14 protein-coding genes and 1 pseudogene are annotated in these 15767 nt (G+C 48.1%); 9 read left to right on the forward strand and 6 right to left on the reverse strand.

Translation table 11 applies throughout. The features are described 5' to 3' along the window. Positions 1–91 precede the first annotated feature (91 nt). The gene (locus tag ACIFQM_RS10450; RefSeq protein WP_430038751.1) at positions 92–1324 is read right to left on the reverse strand and encodes a peptidase; all 1233 of its coding nucleotides are present in this window, start codon (positions 1322–1324) and stop codon (positions 92–94) included. A 389-nt stretch (positions 1325–1713) separates the two neighbouring features. Between ACIFQM_RS10450 and ACIFQM_RS10455 the strand changes: the two are divergent. Next, positions 1714–1809, forward strand: a pseudogene (locus ACIFQM_RS10455) (FAD-binding protein); the annotation flags it as partial. Between the two features lie 22 nt (positions 1810–1831). Continuing rightward, positions 1832–2074 carry a TetR-like C-terminal domain-containing protein gene (locus tag ACIFQM_RS10460; RefSeq protein ID WP_430065426.1) on the forward strand — a complete coding sequence of 81 codons (243 nt, stop codon included), beginning with the start codon at positions 1832–1834 and terminating at the stop codon, positions 2072–2074. A 27-nt stretch (positions 2075–2101) separates the two neighbouring features. Here ACIFQM_RS10460 and ACIFQM_RS10465 read toward each other — a convergent pair whose 3' ends face one another. Then, a complete protein-coding gene (locus ACIFQM_RS10465) occupies positions 2102–3523 on the reverse strand; it encodes an SMI1/KNR4 family protein (RefSeq protein ID WP_430038747.1) in 1422 nt (473 codons plus the stop codon). 212 nt (positions 3524–3735) lie between these two features. Between ACIFQM_RS10465 and ACIFQM_RS10470 the strand changes: the two genes are divergently transcribed. Then, entirely contained in the window at positions 3736–5370 is a 1635-nt protein-coding gene (locus tag ACIFQM_RS10470; protein ID WP_430038745.1) for a DUF6138 family protein, read from the forward strand. Between the two features lie 11 nt (positions 5371–5381). Here the strand turns inward: ACIFQM_RS10470 and ACIFQM_RS10475 are convergent, their stop codons facing one another. From ACIFQM_RS10475 to ACIFQM_RS10490, 4 genes are all read right to left on the reverse strand, one after another. After that, positions 5382–5630, reverse strand: coding sequence for a hypothetical protein (locus ACIFQM_RS10475; protein ID WP_430038743.1), 249 nt, complete (start codon positions 5628–5630; stop codon positions 5382–5384). A gap of 102 nt (positions 5631–5732) precedes the next feature. Then, positions 5733–6293 carry a hypothetical protein gene (locus ACIFQM_RS10480; protein WP_430038741.1) on the reverse strand — a complete coding sequence of 187 codons (561 nt, stop codon included), beginning with the start codon at positions 6291–6293 and terminating at the stop codon, positions 5733–5735. A 31-nt stretch (positions 6294–6324) separates the two neighbouring features. Then, positions 6325–6954, reverse strand: a complete 630-nt coding sequence (locus ACIFQM_RS10485; protein WP_430065428.1) for a hypothetical protein — start codon at positions 6952–6954, stop codon at positions 6325–6327. 69 nt (positions 6955–7023) lie between these two features. Then, positions 7024–7701, reverse strand: a complete 678-nt coding sequence (locus ACIFQM_RS10490; protein ID WP_430038737.1) for an immunity 50 family protein — start codon at positions 7699–7701, stop codon at positions 7024–7026. 426 nt (positions 7702–8127) lie between these two features. On the opposite strand from ACIFQM_RS10490, the gene ACIFQM_RS10495 reads away from it, so the two are divergent. The 6 genes from ACIFQM_RS10495 to ACIFQM_RS10520 all read left to right on the forward strand — a co-directional run bounded on the left by ACIFQM_RS10495 (position 8128) and on the right by ACIFQM_RS10520 (position 15761). Next, positions 8128–9825 carry a DEAD/DEAH box helicase gene (locus ACIFQM_RS10495; protein ID WP_430038735.1) on the forward strand — a complete coding sequence of 566 codons (1698 nt, stop codon included), beginning with the start codon at positions 8128–8130 and terminating at the stop codon, positions 9823–9825. 239 nt (positions 9826–10064) lie between these two features. Next, on the forward strand, positions 10065–11033 hold the full coding sequence (locus tag ACIFQM_RS10500) for a cation diffusion facilitator family transporter (RefSeq protein WP_430038733.1): 969 nt from the start codon (positions 10065–10067) through the stop codon (positions 11031–11033). 114 nt (positions 11034–11147) lie between these two features. Next, positions 11148–12170, forward strand: a complete 1023-nt coding sequence (locus ACIFQM_RS10505) for an LCP family protein (RefSeq protein ID WP_430038731.1) — start codon at positions 11148–11150, stop codon at positions 12168–12170. A gap of 153 nt (positions 12171–12323) precedes the next feature. Continuing rightward, positions 12324–13487 carry an AI-2E family transporter gene (locus ACIFQM_RS10510; protein ID WP_430038729.1) on the forward strand — a complete coding sequence of 388 codons (1164 nt, stop codon included), beginning with the start codon at positions 12324–12326 and terminating at the stop codon, positions 13485–13487. 128 nt (positions 13488–13615) lie between these two features. Continuing rightward, entirely contained in the window at positions 13616–14635 is a 1020-nt protein-coding gene (locus ACIFQM_RS10515; protein WP_430038727.1) for an LLM class flavin-dependent oxidoreductase, read from the forward strand. A 232-nt stretch (positions 14636–14867) separates the two neighbouring features. Beyond that, positions 14868–15761, forward strand: a complete 894-nt coding sequence (locus ACIFQM_RS10520; RefSeq protein WP_430038725.1) for an ABC transporter ATP-binding protein — start codon at positions 14868–14870, stop codon at positions 15759–15761. Positions 15762–15767 lie beyond the last annotated feature (6 nt).

Genomic DNA, 15767 nt, shown 5'->3' on the forward strand with positions numbered 1-15767 from the left:
ACTTCATATTACAATCCGTCAAATAGAAAAATAGCGCCAGAAGGGGATCGAACCTATCTGGCGCTTTATTCTTAGAGATATGAAAACAATTTTATTTCTTTTGTGCAAACAGCCACTTAATCATATCCTGATTTTGCAAAGCGGGAACCCATGAGAAGTGTCCTACAGGTTTGATAATTCCAGCTTCGTATTCAGTAAAATGAATGAGATTTCCATTTTCCGCTTGAATGGCAGCTACCATTTCTTGCGAGTTTTTAGGGCTTACCGAGGTGTCGTCTACGGCATGGAAGGCCCAAATAGGTACGTTTTTCAATACTTCCACGTGTTTAGGATCAACAGGTGCATACATGTTAACGGCTTTTTCATAGTTGGTCAAACCGGCAATCGGCACACCTGCGGCGAACAAATCAAGATTTTTCTCCAACAATCTCCACGTTCCCATAGCTCCTTGAGAAATACCAACGATATAGATTCGGTTAGTGTCGATCGGATATTTTAACGCCGTTTCACGTACCAGATCGGCTACAGCGCTGTTGCGCGGCTCATCCGCCCAAATGAATTTATGTTCCAGGTCAATCGGGCTTTGTGGAGCGATTACGAAGGAAGGGTGTTTGGCTTGCTGCTCAGGAGAAGCCCAAGTAACAGCACCAGCATTTGCCAGCAGGTTCACTCCGTTTCCGTCACCACGCTCGCCGTTTCCGTGCAGGAACACAACCAGCGGGTAGGTTTTGCCAGACTCTACTTTAGGCTCAAACGTAAAGTAGTTCAGCTTGAAGCCGTCTTTATTTTCAAAGGTGTTTTTTTGGAAATCGTCCACGATAGGTGTAACTTTATCGGTTGCTTTTACAGTCTGTGCAGTGGCAGGAATGACTGCTTTCTTTTGAGTTGCAATGTCTTTCTTTTGACTAATGTAATAATTCAACGTGTTGATGCGGTTGACGCCACTCGTTGCATCGTAAGTAAGGGTACTTGCATTTTTATCCTGCGTATCCAGTTCGATCACGACATATTTGCCATGAGTACTGCGGTTGGTGATGATTCCAGAATCGTTGGTATATACACCAGTCACGGTTCTGTCTGTGTATACATCATTGAGTACAGATTGAACCTGAAAGCTGGAAGTGGACAAGGATGCCCCGTCAATATTGGTGCTGTATTTCAGTACAACGGCAGAAACGACTTCACCCAAAGGCTGTACCTGAGTAAGCAGGGTAGCCTGTGGTGCGGGTACATCGGATGCTGCGGCAGAGCTGGAGGACGGGAAAACGATCGTGAGCAGAAACACGAAAGATAGTAGAACAAGGGCGAAACGTCTTCTTTGCATGAAATTGATCTCCTTTGGTGTCATTTTTTTTAAGCGCTTACACATGCTTGGGATGGTTGACTGTATAATGCTGCATTGTTATAAAATCAAAAAAAGGCAAACTCCGGGTACACAAATGTACTCGGGTTTTGCCTTTTCAGTAACAATCCCACTTGCAGAATAGCATCTTCATTGGAATTTGACAAGTGAGAGCGCTACAATTTTGTATTTTTTTTGTATTATCTCAACTTTTGCAGCTGTAATAAGAGCTAAAGCTCTAATGTATTGATGGCTAGCCCCGATAGATAACTCCAAAAACCGGGGCTTCTCAAACGTAATGTTGTGGGTTATAATCTCACAAATTTAACACTGTTAATTTAAATAACAATGTTAACAAAGGGGATGGAATCATGAGCAAATATGATGTTATCGTCATCGGCGCAGGTCTGGGTGGCTTGTCCTGTGTAGCTAGACTCTCCGCGCTCGGTTACCGAACGGCTGTTTTTTAGCAACCTCGAATCTGTAAGCTTGATCAGCCTTATTGACAGTGGACGCTTTAAAGGCTTTGAGCTGCTTGAATCCGGACTAAAAGCCGCTATGGATGATGGCAGCATAACTCAAGGGGATGATCGCCTGATCGCCACATCCGTGTGGAGCATGTTGCACGGCTTGACTTCTCTGCTCCTGAATTTTGATTTCCCTACGGAAAAATCGAATGACGAATTAATTTCATTTACTATAGATACCTTTTTCAAGGGGTTAAGCCGCTGACGCAGCGGCTTAACCCCTTGAAAAAGGTTAACAAAGCCCCAAATCAGAAAGCTGCTCTAGCACTGCTTCAATACGGCGTTTATCTTTTTTGAGCATAACAAGCTGCAAAGAAGCATGAAGCAGGTCTGAGATATTAGCCCAAGCGTCTGTTTCCAGAGTGGGAAGAAGATTTCGGTGGATCATGATATCCAGTGCTTCGGTTGCAATTTTCTGATAAAGCTCACTATCAGATAGCCATTCCAGCAGTTGCTCAGCTGTAGGACTGGATTGAGCGAAAAGCGTTGCCCAGCCATCCACCGGATGATTCACCTTATCCCGCATCCAGTCAATGACCTGTGGTGAATGAAAATGCTGTAACTGCCCGTTAGCGGTGTACCCTTCTAATTTACCATTCCCCGTCGAATGCTGTAGCAGGTAATCGCAAACGTATGCTAATCCTTCATGCTCGGGCAGGCAGCGGGCGGTCAGGTAGGCACGGGTGGATACAAATGTACCTACAGCAATAGAGCCGCTATTTGGAACCGAAGATGAAGTCCACGCTTGCACGTTGCCCGGCTGCCATAAGGAGCGGACCCAGTCGGCAGCCCCGTCGCCAGCGGTTTCTCCTATAAAAACGGCCCATGTAGCGAGTTGTGTAGGGTTATGCTGAATGCGTTGCCCCCAGGCAAGAAAAATATCCTTCGGATCATAGGGCTGAAAAGCCTGTAATATGGCAGGATTGTCTACACCATGCATCGTGGTGTGTCTAATCAAAGCCTCAAGTGAATGGGCATCCTCCAGCTTCACATTGCAGAACGTATCCAGCCAGCGTACCCACATTTGTAGCGGGGGACTTTTTAGCTGAATGCCATGCTCGTCAATCACTGTCGTCCAATTCCATATCCATAGGCCGTGTAGTGTGAGGATGGTGTCTATATAGGCGGCCAGATTGTCCGCAAGCAAGGTGAAACGATCCTGCTCGTGATCATAGCAGAACACCGCTGGCTCGGCAGATGATGTCGCCAAATCGAGCAGTACCGGATCGCCCGCACCGTTGTAGTTGAAAATCAGATACCGATGTTCGTCCGTCGTCGCTGGTGAGTCTGCATTTTCCCCATAAGATGTGAAATAGCTAATATACTCATGATTCCAGCCAAACTCACCCGTGATATCTTCGAGTATGTTCAGTTCGTAATCAGAGATGGAGCTATGTTCACCTGTACGTCCCGATACATCACTTACAATACAGTGTTGGGGGAGCGACCATAACAGGTATAGGCTGCCACATCGTTGTATCAATTCTGACAGGGAGGCGGGTAAAGGTCTCTGTAGTCGTTCCTCCAGCGCAGTTAGCTCACCTGTGGAGATGCCCTCCGTCCACTTGTATTCCACGTCAGGCATTCCGCTTTGTCTCAGACGTTTTGCGATATCCCCCAGCCTATCAAGGGTTTGCTCAAAATATGCCGTCATTTTCATTCGTCCTCCTTTTACTTTAAAGTCCGGCAATACTGCTTCTGCAAGAATGACAGAACCTCATTACGAAGCTCCGTTGCTTTCTGTTCATTGAGTCCAAAAGTAAATGAGAGATATGCTATAATCAGGAAATAAAATAGTTATAAATTAGTCTATCTTAATTACGTTAGAACTACAATTTGTAGGGGATGAAGGAGGAACACATCATAATGGTATCAGGGGTACAAGCATACATAGATCCGATTTTCGAGGCAATTGATAAGGTATACGCTTCTGAGCAAAAACGAATCGCCGAATTCCAGACCAAAAGTGCCCTTCACGAAGGAATTCATGAATACTTGAACGTCATGTGTAATAAGAACGGACTACGGGTAGACATGTATGAGCTATTTGATTGGGACAGTCGTAAACCGGATACGAAGATTCCTAATTTTACGGAGGGTGTTACGCTCCAGCAGGTGCAGGACGAATGGATGCCTGTGATCAGGGAACGGATCGAGACGCTGTTTAAGTCTGAACAATTTAGCTCCATGTTCTTTCGTTATCGGCTGGAATTTCATCTGGAAGTGGTCTTGGAGAAGAAATCCAGCCATTTTACATTTTCACTTCTAAACGAAGATAAACGACAGCATTTGTTAGCCTCTATCCAACAGTTTGTGGAACAGAAGCTCAACCCCTCCAGTAAAGCTGTGCCGAAGGAAAAGGACGATTTTTTCTTTGTGAGGCACTTGCTCGATCCTCATTTGTACCCTATAGATGCCGAACGGGTAGGTGACCTTCTGGATCGAATGGATGCAAAAGTGAAGGTGAGCCGCAATCGTGAGGAAGCATGGAGACATCAGCTTAACGGTGACTTGAAGCGTTGGGCTGAAGATGAATTTTTGGCGAGGTATGCGGATCGTGAAAAAAGCTACGGGTTGGATTATACGCTGAAGCCTGATATTCGTCCTTCAGATATTCCTGCACCAGCCATGGAGATGTTCCTGCTCACCGCCATGCGAGTGGGTTCGACCGATGCCGATGCACGGCAGAAATATTTGGAGATCGCTTCACAGCTAGGCTCGGATCAGGCCGCCCAGTGGCTCAAGAGCGGATCAGGTAGCATTCCAGCGCTATACACAAGCGAGCGTGTCACCTGTAAAGCGAATGATATTTTGCAAACGCTGGAGGTTCATATTCGTTCGGAGGAAGAAGAGAGCTACAGGGAAGCGCTCGTATATGTATGCGATATTTTACAGAAGGGCTTTACCAAGGAATATCGCCTGAAGCTCAAGAGCAAGGTGAAAAATATCCTGCCTGTGCCCAAGCTGGCTAAATCCACGTTGCATCGTTTTTTTGCCAATGCACTGGAATATCCCGCTCTCTACCCGCTACTGGCTGAATATGCAGATATCGTGATGGAAGAGTTCAAGTGGTACAACGATGTGGAGCCAGGAGAAAAATCGGCGATGCCGGGCACCTATGCGGTGATGGGACTGGGCCTGAAAGGAACGGACTATTTTCCATGGGTGATTCGCTATATGAAGCTGGTGGACACGGAGCATCAGTCGGTACAGGACGGCTACGCGGCTGCTTTTGCCGAAGCGCATGGACTGACACCGGACACGATTCCAGTTTGGACGAAGATTCTTCTGGCAGGCAACCAAAGTGCCAAGCCGTTGAAGTCGTCCGGAATCCAAAATGTGGAGCAGGCACAGGTGCTGGTCGAGGAGCTTGAGAAGCTGGACGATTACGACAAAGAGCTGCTCGTTTACCGAATTTGGGGCGGCAAGAAGAAGCTGAAAAGCAGTCTGAAACAGGCTGATCCTGTGGTAAAAGCACTGCTGGCGTCTCTTATTCCATAAAAGCATCGTATTCATGGTAATACTGAAGTCCCTGTGCGATGCGGTGGATGTCCGGCTCGTTGCCGCTGCGGTAGCACTTCAATGACATCGTGCACGGTTGCTATCTCCATCCATGTCTGTGCATGGTGATCGGAAAGGGAAGCAGGAATACTTTCATCGCGGTGATTGGTGACGGTGAGACCTGCATCCTCCAGCTCCCATTGCTTTTCCTCAGGGATGATATAATAGGTTCTATTGACAGTATATACCCATTCATTCATACCCGTTTTGGCTAACGTCTGGGACTAACGCTTCGAGACTATTAAAGGTTTGTATGCTCACGCTCAGAGATTCATCCTTGAAGTGTTTCTGTTCCATCCTCGTCATGCCAGCTCTTCCTGAATGATTTCTGTTTTCAGACCTTTGGCGCTTGTAATCGTAATACTAATCGCATCAAAGCCGTTTCGCTTCGCCTCTTCAAAATCGCATAGCTTGCCGTTGATCAGCTCAAGCTGCCCATCCTCATCCACATCGTCTGAAAATTCATCATCCCAATCCACATTGTAATAAGCGGTCACGCTCACTTCAAACGTATCCTCACCGTCTTCATCTAAATAGGGTAAAAGGGGAGTGCGGTTGTTCTGCTGTTCCTCCGTATATACTTCGCATAGCAGTGCATCGTAACCGTGTCGGGTTCCGTCAAATATCACGATCTGTTCGCCCGTGACCGTATCCTCCGCAATCATGAGCTGAGGTGCAAATTCAGTCACGGCGATCAGCTCGTCCATCCACTCTCCATAATAAAAAATATGAAATTTCGTATGTCCGGCCTGTGAACGGAGCTTTCCTGTCCATTCCTGCTCGATCCATGCGTCTGGGTTCTCGGGTACAGCCCATCCCTCCAAATAAGCAGGTCCCCATCGATGTTGTTGTGTTTCTGTCATAAGTAGCTCCTTCCTTTTTCATCGTTATTTTTCATATCATGGATAGAGTAACGATTTTGTTGTCCTCGTCCACGTCTACTTTTACGGTAATTCCCAGCTTGTCCTTGAACAGTCTACTGATATTGATGTAGTTATCTTTCACAAGACTGCTTGATCCACCAGAGCTGTGAGTCATACCTGTTGTGATAATGGAGCGAACATATACCTTGTCCAGCCTAGCTTCGGGGTTATAAGTATAGATGACTTGTTCCTGCTGGTTATAATAATGCTGTAACTGACTGTAATCGTTGGCGTTCTTATATTTCTTCTCTTGCCGGACGTAATCGGGATGATCCAGGGTGTAGTGAATTCTTCCGTCCAGAAAAGGATTTTCGTTGGAGGGCTTGAGTTCATATTGTCCATAGGCTAACTGAAACAAGTATTCCAAGCCGGCGCCTTCCGCCTGATAGTAGAGCTGACGGTCGTCGCCTTTTTTGTCTATAGCGGTAAAGCTGCTGATGACAGGCCAGGCATCATACTTTTCACCCTCCAGGTCCACGGCAACCTTGTACTGTACAAGTACCTTTTCATTTTGAAATAACCCGAAGCTGCTCATGATGAAATAGGCGGGAACACATATTACCCCGATGATAAGTATGAATATAAATATTTTGACTCGCATGAGTAGGTTGATTCTCCTTTGGTTGTCGATTATCTTGACAATTCCCGCTTGGCAGACACGCCGAATTCCTCATGTTGCAGCAATTGCTCCCGAGCCCCCTGTATATTCATTTAACTCTGCAATCTCCGCACGGATGCCTCTGCACAGGAAACTGCCTGACAGACCGGTTATTGCATCAATATCAATGACCATGTCCGCTTCTTCATAACGGAAATCAAGCTGTAAAATGATATTTTCCGTTTCCATAGCTGTCAACTCATGTTCCTTTGTCTCTAAAAAAGTAAAGGTCACCGCGTAACGGGGTACATTTTCCGTTGAAGACATAGAAATTGAAGGCTGTTCAGCGGAAGGAGTCAGATCGGGTGATTTGGGTATCAGTACCGTGGGGGGTGATAGTTCAATCGTTAATGTTATCTGGTCCTTTGTGATATCCGCTGCTGTAATTTGGTCATAATGAAAGGGAGGGAAATATCCGAGCTTTTCCACAATTTTATCTGCTCCTTGAATGGAGACTGTCGGTGAGAAAGCCAGTTCAAGCCCGATGGAGCCTGACAGCTGATTCTCGTATTCGGGATTGATCCGTACAAGAGCCTGTTCCGACTCTACCTCCACAATCGTGCCGATAAAATACTGCTTGCCATGAATCAGAACAATATCATGCGGAACGAACGGCAGTGCGCCCCCGGCCTTGTAATGAATGAGATAATCGTTTTCTTTTTTTTCAACGTTTTGAACCTGAATATGCATAAGTTTCAACCTCCTGATGTTTAGTATAATGTATTTTTCAAGATTGTGGTAAAGAAAAACAAGTCCATGACTGAAAAACATAATTCATGTCTGGGTATCCTGTTCGAGCATTTCTTATTTCATAATATCTGACATGGCAACTAAATTCACCTTTTGCATCCGTTCATTAAAATGGTTTGGAAACCCGTTCAACTTCGCGTATACTAGGAAAGTCATATATGGAACGGCCTGAGCCGCATTGCGGCCGTATGTTTGGGTTACATGAACAGAATCAACGATAACGGATAAGCTCCCTTCCTGAAAAGGGTTGAATGAGAACCGATACAAAAATGGGAATTCTGAACTATGGAACGATGGATGTCATATGGCACATGAACCTATTTTACGTGACACATATTGAATACAGATAAGGGAAGTGAATACCACTTGAAGAATTTTGCAGCATTACGCGTTGAGCAGCATTGGGTAGACGCCTTGAAAGAGCAGGGAATTACAGTACCAACACCTGTGCAACAGGAATCCATTCCGCTGTTGATGGAAGGCCAGGATGTTATTGCCGAGGCGCATACGGGAACAGGTAAAACGCTTGCGTTTTTACTGCCGATTTTGCAAAAAATGAATCTGGACAAGCGCCATCCGCAGGCGCTCGTGATTGCTCCAACGCGTGAGCTGGCGCTCCAGATTACACAGGAAGCGAACTTGTTGGCTGCTACGGAGCCAAGCTTGTCGTTGCTGGCTGTTTACGGAGGACAGGATGTAGAGCGTCAGCTTCGCAAGCTGAAGGGTGGCGCACAGTTGATTATCGGTACACCCGGACGATTGCTGGATCACCTGAGACGCGGCACGCTGGATCTGAGCGGTGTTAAAATGCTGGTGCTGGATGAAGCCGACCAAATGCTGCACATGGGCTTTCTGAACGATGTAGAGACGATTCTTCAGGAAGTTCCGTACCGGAGACAGACGATGCTGTTCTCCGCTACAATGCCAGCAGGTATCCGCAAACTGGCTCGTGTATATATGAACGAGCCTGTGGATGTAAAAGTGAAGTCTGCTTCTTCCGTTCCGGTGAGCCAAATCCGTCAGGTCGTTGTACAGACGACGGATCGGGGCAAGCAGCAAGCATTAGTGGATATGCTGAATGCGGATCGTCCGTATTTGGCTGTTATTTTCTGCCGTACGAAGCGCCGCGCTGCTGCGTTAAATGAGCAGTTGCAGGAAATGGGCTTTGTGAGCGGCGAGCTTCACGGGGATTTGTCCCAGAACAAGCGCGAGCAAGTGATGAAGGCGTTCCGTGAAGCGAAGCTTCAATTGCTTGTAGCGACCGATGTAGCCGCACGCGGCCTGGATGTGGAAGGCGTAACGCATGTCTTCAACTATGACATGCCGCAGGATGCCGAAAGCTACATTCACCGCATCGGGCGTACTGGCCGTGCCGGAGGCAAGGGTGTGGCGGTAACGCTCGCCACGCCACGGGATGTTCCAGAGCTTCGGAACATCCAGAAGGTTGCTGGTGTCACATTCACCAGCAGCGAGGGCGGCGGGCAGCGTAGACCTGCTGCTGGTACAACTGAGCGGCAGGATGGAGCACGCCGCTCAGGCAGAAACGACCGCCGTTCCTTCGGCGGCAACGGTTCCGGCGGCGGACGCCGGGGCAGCGGCCGTGAACAGGCGGACCGTCGTGACGGCGCAGGCCATGGCCGTACGGAGCGGGAACAGCCGCGCGAAGGGCGCACAGCCTCCGCAGGCGGCGAACGTCGCTCCAGCAGCAGCGAACGCGGCGGGTATGACCGCAGCAGCGGCGGCTCCGCTCGCGGAGGCCAAGGTCGCTCCGCAGGGCAAAGCAGCGAACGCGGCGGGTATGACCGCAGCAGCGGTGGTTCCACGCGCGGAGGCCAAGGCCGCTCCGCAGGGCAAAGCAGCGAACGCGGCGGGTATGACCGCAGCAGCGGCGGCTCCGCTCGCGGAGGCCAAGGCCGCTCCGCAGGGCAAAGCAGCGAACGCGGCGGGTATGACCGCAGCAGCGGTGGTTCCGCGCGCGGAGGCCAAGGTGGTCGCGGTGGACAGGCCAAAGGCGGCCCACGCGGGGCTCAAGGACAGGGAGGCCGTCGCGGACGGTCCAGATAAAGCAAGAGCGTTCTCATAGAACGCTCAACTATGGTTATGATAATAGCCCCGGAGAGGCTCATCTTCCGGGGCTATTATCATCTCCACCCATGCCGCCAATGCAGCAGCATCATAGGATGGAATAAGCGGCATTACTATTTTGGGCAATCAAAGTAAAGCAGCAGCATAGCTGCCTTAAAAACAACGGATTAACTTGGCGATAACAGTTGTTTTTAAGATAGATACGGAGGTTATACATCATGCAGGAACAGGATATGGGCAAACGCGCTATGGTGTCAGCGTGGATCAGCCTGATCAGTAACATCCTATTAACCGGCATTAAGATCATTACAGGAGTCATGTTCAACAGCAAGGTGCTGGTTGCTGATGGTGTGCATAACGCCGGGGACGTAATCGCCTCGGCAACGGCGCTAGGGGCGATGCGTATATCGAGTCTGCCGCCGGATGAGGATCATCCATATGGTCACGGCAAGGCAGAGGTTATTGGAGCCAGCGTGGTGGCGGTCATTTTGTTCGCAGCCGGCATATTTATCGGCTACCATTCCATTATCGCGTTGTTTGAGCCTATGCCAAAGGAACATATACTGGCATTGGTGGCGGCGATCATCTCCCTGCTCTGGAAGCAATGGCTATATATATATACGATCCGTATCGGAAAGGCAGCCAATAGCCAGGGTCTCATTGCTACGGCCAAAGATCATCTGGCGGACGTGTACGCCTCCGCTGCTGCTGTACTGGGTATCGGTTTGGGCTTGATCGGGGAGCAGTGGAGCATTCATATTTTATCCTACGGTGACCCGATTGCCGGGTTTGTAGTCGCACTGCTGGTTCTGAGATTGGCATGGGAAATGGGCCGTGAATCCATCGATGTACTGATGGAAAAGGCGATTGCAACCGAGGAAATCGAAAGCTATGCCGAAGCAGCCCTAAGTGTAGCCGAGGTTCAGCGAATTGACCGCATCCGTGCCCGCGAGCACGGTCATTACATTATTGTGGATATCCGTGCTTCTGTGGATGCCTCTCTGACGATTCAGCAGGGACATGATATTATCCGGCTAATCAAAGGGGCTGTGATGAAGCAGGAGCCGAGGGTTTACGAGGTGCTTGTGCATCTTAATCCATGGTACGCGGACAGTCCTGACCATGCTAATCTGGCGCCGCAAGAACATAAGAATAACAGCGTGACAGACAAGGAAAACTACCATTAGTCACAGGTCAATCGTGTACGTTGAACAGACGACGCGAATTGACAGATAACTTGCAGGGAGGGTATGCTTTTATAAGCTGAAAGATGTTGAATAAAAGCGAGGTTACCCGAAAATATGCGAAAAATATTAAAATGGTTGGGGATTTCTGTGACTGCGGCAGTTCTTTTGGTGGGCGGATATTATGCTTACTCTATATATCATTTTACAAATCAGATTTCGGTCGCTTCCGGTCAGGATTCGAAATTTAAGCCGCAAGCACAAAGCCAGTCCCCAACGAATGTACAGCCCATAGAAGTGTCTCTTCCCCCGGAGTGGGATGGGAAAGAGAGAGTGAATATTTTGCTGCTGGGCGGCGATTCACGCGGGGAGGATTCAGGACGCTCTGACTCTGTTATGGTTGCTTCTGTTGATCCGGTCACGAAGAAGGCTACGCTCATGTCGATCCTGCGTGATACGTACGTGGATATTCCGGGCCATGGGCAAAGTCGATTGAATGCCGCATTTTCTTACGGTGGGCCTGATCTGACCAGACAAACGGTGAGCGACCTGCTCGGCATACCCATCCAATACTATGTATACACGGATTTTAACGGCTTTATTGCGCTGGTAGATTCTGTGGGTGGTATTGATCTGGATGTCGAAAAAGATATGTACTACACTTCCAAAGCAGACAAGCACCAGTTTGATATTGATTTGAAAAAGGGAATGCAACACATGGACGGTAAAACGGCCTTGCAATATGTGCGTTTTCGTCATGATGCCACTTCCGATTTTACACGTACGGAGCGGCAACGCAAATTTATTACCGAGCTGGGTGGCAAAATTCAGTCGACCTCGTCTCTGATTAAGCTGCCAAGTATTTTAAACAGTATCTCTCCGTATATCGAAACGAATCTGAGCACAACGGAAATGCTGCAACTGGCTTCATTGGGTTTTAATATCGACGCCAAAACCATGGCGAAACAGCAAATTCCACCGAATGAGCTGGTACGAGAGACAACGGTTAAGGGGGCACAGGTGTTGGGTGTGGACCAGAGAAAGCTCAAGAGCTTTATACAAAATATATTTGAGCAAGAAAACAAATCTGTGACTACAACGACGGATTCCGCTGCAACCAAGACAAACGATACTCCATAACATTCCAAAGCAAGCAAAGTCTGTATGCTTTCGTACAACTTTGTTTGCTTTTGTGTTATTTGGGTATAACCTTGTATATATTAATCTAAAAATATATCCTAACCATATGTAAGATCATTACACTCATTTGCTTAAAGAGAAGGGGAATGTCATGTGGAAACAACTCCGGCATGGAAAGACCGATTCAAAAAGTTTTTTCTGAACAACAAGTTTGTGTTATTCCTGCTGGTACTGCTGCTGATCGGCTTAAATGCATTGGTGCTCACCAAAATTTCGTACATATTTCTCCCTATCATTGTGCTGTTGAAAACGATCATTCTCCCTGTCATTTTGTCCGGTGTTTTGTACTATCTGTTCAATCCGCTGGTTGATGTACTGGAGCGCAACAAGGTTAAACGGATATACTCCATTATTGTGCTTTATTTGCTCATCATAGGGGTTATTACCATCGTGATTACATCGGTAGTGCCTGTGATCAACGATCAGATTCAGGGGTTGATTCAAAATGTGCCTGCATATAGCGAGCAAGTACAAAAACAGTTTGAGAAATTAATTGGCAGTGACTTTGTGAACCAGTTCCAAAACACGATTCAATTCAATCCGTCGGAGCTGGCCTCCAAGGCTTCTGAAAAGTTATCTGCCTTCATTAATAATGCCTGGGCAAGCTTGGGAAGCTTTTTGGGTGTAGTCACAGAAACGGTGATTGCGATCGCTACGGTTCCATTTATTCTGTTCTACCTGCTGAAGGATGGACGCAAGCTGCCACAGTCGGTCCTGAAGATGTTCCCCCCTATGTTTCGTAAAGAGACTGATCGCATTATGACCGAAATGAATCATCAGGTCAGCTCGTATATCCGGGGGCAGATTATTGTCAGCTTCTGTATCGGGGTGCTGTTGTATATCGGCTACTTGATCATCGGGCTGGACTATTCTCTGACGCTTGCCGTCATTGCGTCCTTTACGAGCGTTGTTCCTTATTTGGGACCTGTGATTGCCATTACGCCTGCATTAATTGTAGCTTTGGTAACATCTCCGGTTATGCTGCTCAAAATGGTCATCGTATGGACAGTCGTACAGCTCATTGAGGGTAAATTTATTTCTCCGCAAATTATGGGCAAGTCTCTCCGGGTGCATCCGATCACGATTATCTTTGTCATTCTGACGGCGGGCAATCTGTTTGGAGTGGTAGGGATTATACTGGCGGTGCCGGGCTATGCTGTATTGAAGGTTATCGTCACCCATCTCTTTAGCTTCTTTAAAAAGCGTTCACATCTTTATGAAGCGGATAAAGTGACGTCGAGCCTCAACGAAAAATAAACATTTCCAATTCAGGTGTAAAATCAATTTTCCAGTATAAATCAAATGGACCCCTCTTGGGAAACTGTGGCTTCGCGTGCTATAATTAATGCCTATTCTTATTCCCAAATAGAAAGGTCAGACTTTATATGATAAAACTCAGCATTCTTGACCAATCTCCGGTATCGGAAGGCACGACGCATGCGCAAGCATTACAAAAGACCGCTGAGCTTGCTATAGAGGCGGAGCGCTTGGGTTATCATCGCTTTTGGGTATCAGAGCATCATGCTTCCTCTAATCTTGCTGGTTCCAGCCCGGAGGTATTGATTTCGCATCTGGCCGCTCGAACCTCCACCCTTCGAGTGGGATCAGGGGGTGTGATGCTGCCGCATTACAGCGCTTATAAAGTAGCGGAAAACTTCCGTGTGCTGGAGGGCTTGTACCCGGGGCGCATGGATTTGGGCCTGGGACGTGCCCCGGGAGGCATGCCAATCGCTACCAGAGCCTTGCAGGAGGGCAAAATGAGAGGTGGCGTCGATCTGTACCCTGAGCAACTGGATGACTTGCTAGCCTATTTGCATGACAGTACAGGCAGTGAGCATCGCTTCGGCTCATTACAGGCCATGCCGCTCGTAGAAACCGTGCCGGAAATGTGGCTGCTCGGCTCCAGTGGCGACAGTGCAGGGCTTGCAGCCGAACGCGGCGTGGGCTTCGCATTTGCGCAGTTCATCAACGGCGAAGGCGGCACAGGAGCGATGAAAGAGTATCAGGAGCATTTTAAGCCTTCGCAGCACAGTGATCAGCCGCGTTCGCTTGTCGCTGTATTTGCTATCTGTGCGGATACCGAAGAGGAAGCCAACCGATTGGCTTCCAGTGTGGACCTGTCCCTGGTGTTGCTGGAGCAGGGAATGCGCTCCGCTGGTACACCTACCGTAGAAAAGGCATTGGCCTATCCGTATACGCCATATGACCGGATGCGCATCCGCGAGAATCGCAAGCGTATGGTGGTCGGCTCACCCGAGCAGGTGAAGCACCAAATTGAGCAATTGAGTGAGACTTATCATACACAGGAAATCATGGTCGCAAGCATTATTCACGATTTTGACGCCAAGTTGAAATCCATACGTCTTATGGCTGAAGCATTTGGGCTGCGTTCTGCACAGTCTTGATGTTGTCTGCCGAATATTAGAAGATCACAGCTTTGAGGAGCTGTGGTCTTTTTTTGTGAAATTTCAGGGGCATTTTCGGAGAAATGATTCGTATGTGAAAGTGAAATGCGCCAATCAATACTTGATAATGATTATCAATATCTTTATTATATAAAGATAGAATGAAGTTTTGATGAATATCGTGCGTTAAGCCCGTGACTATATATTAGATAAGGGAAAGGAATGATTCCGAATGTTTCGTCTGAAAACGGCTAATCTGGATATTGCTTATGAAGATCGGTTGATTGTGGAGGATCTGAACGTTGAAATACCGCAAGGGAAAATCACAGCATTGGTGGGCGCAAATGGCTCCGGCAAGTCCACCATTCTGAAGACGATGGCTCGCATCATGAATCCTAAAGGCGGCAGCGTTTTGCTCGACGGTAAATCCATTCATAAGCAATCCACCCGGGAGGTAGCGAAGCAGTTGGCTATTTTGCCGCAAAATCCGACTGCACCGGAAGGATTGACTGTGACGGAACTGGTATCTTACGGACGTTTCCCCTATCAAAAAGGCTTTGGCTCTATGAAAGCAGATGATCGTAAAATGGTAGAGTGGGCCATTCAGGTGACAGGAATGAGCGAGTTCCACGATCGCCCGATCGACCAGCTTTCTGGCGGGCAGCGCCAGCGTGCATGGATTGCCATGGCGCTTGCGCAGGATACGGATATTTTGTTTCTGGATGAACCGACTACCTTTTTGGATATGGCGCATCAATTGGAAGTGTTGCATTTGTTAGAGTATTTGAACACTTCGGCTGAACGTACCATTGTCATGGTCGTGCATGATTTGAACCATGCAGCCCGGTACGCCCAGCATATGATCGCGATCAAAAAAGGGAAGGCCGAGGCTGTAGGAACGCCGACCGAGGTCATGTCCCCTGACGTGCTGCGCGAGGTGTTCGGTATTGAAGCAGATATCGTAACAGATCCTCGTACAGGTGTACCGCTGTGTCTTCCATATGCTTTGGCCGGACAACCATCGGTAAGCCAAGCCGTAAAGGGATTGAAACTGGAAGGGAATCCACTAGTAGGCTCCGTTTCCGAGCGGCGTGAAGCCAGACCACAGGTAGCGGCAAGAGGATAAAGGAGA

The organism is Paenibacillus sp. NRS-1782 (genome assembly GCF_050467685.1).
Lineage (GTDB): Bacteria > Bacillota > Bacilli > Paenibacillales > Paenibacillaceae > Paenibacillus > Paenibacillus terrae_A.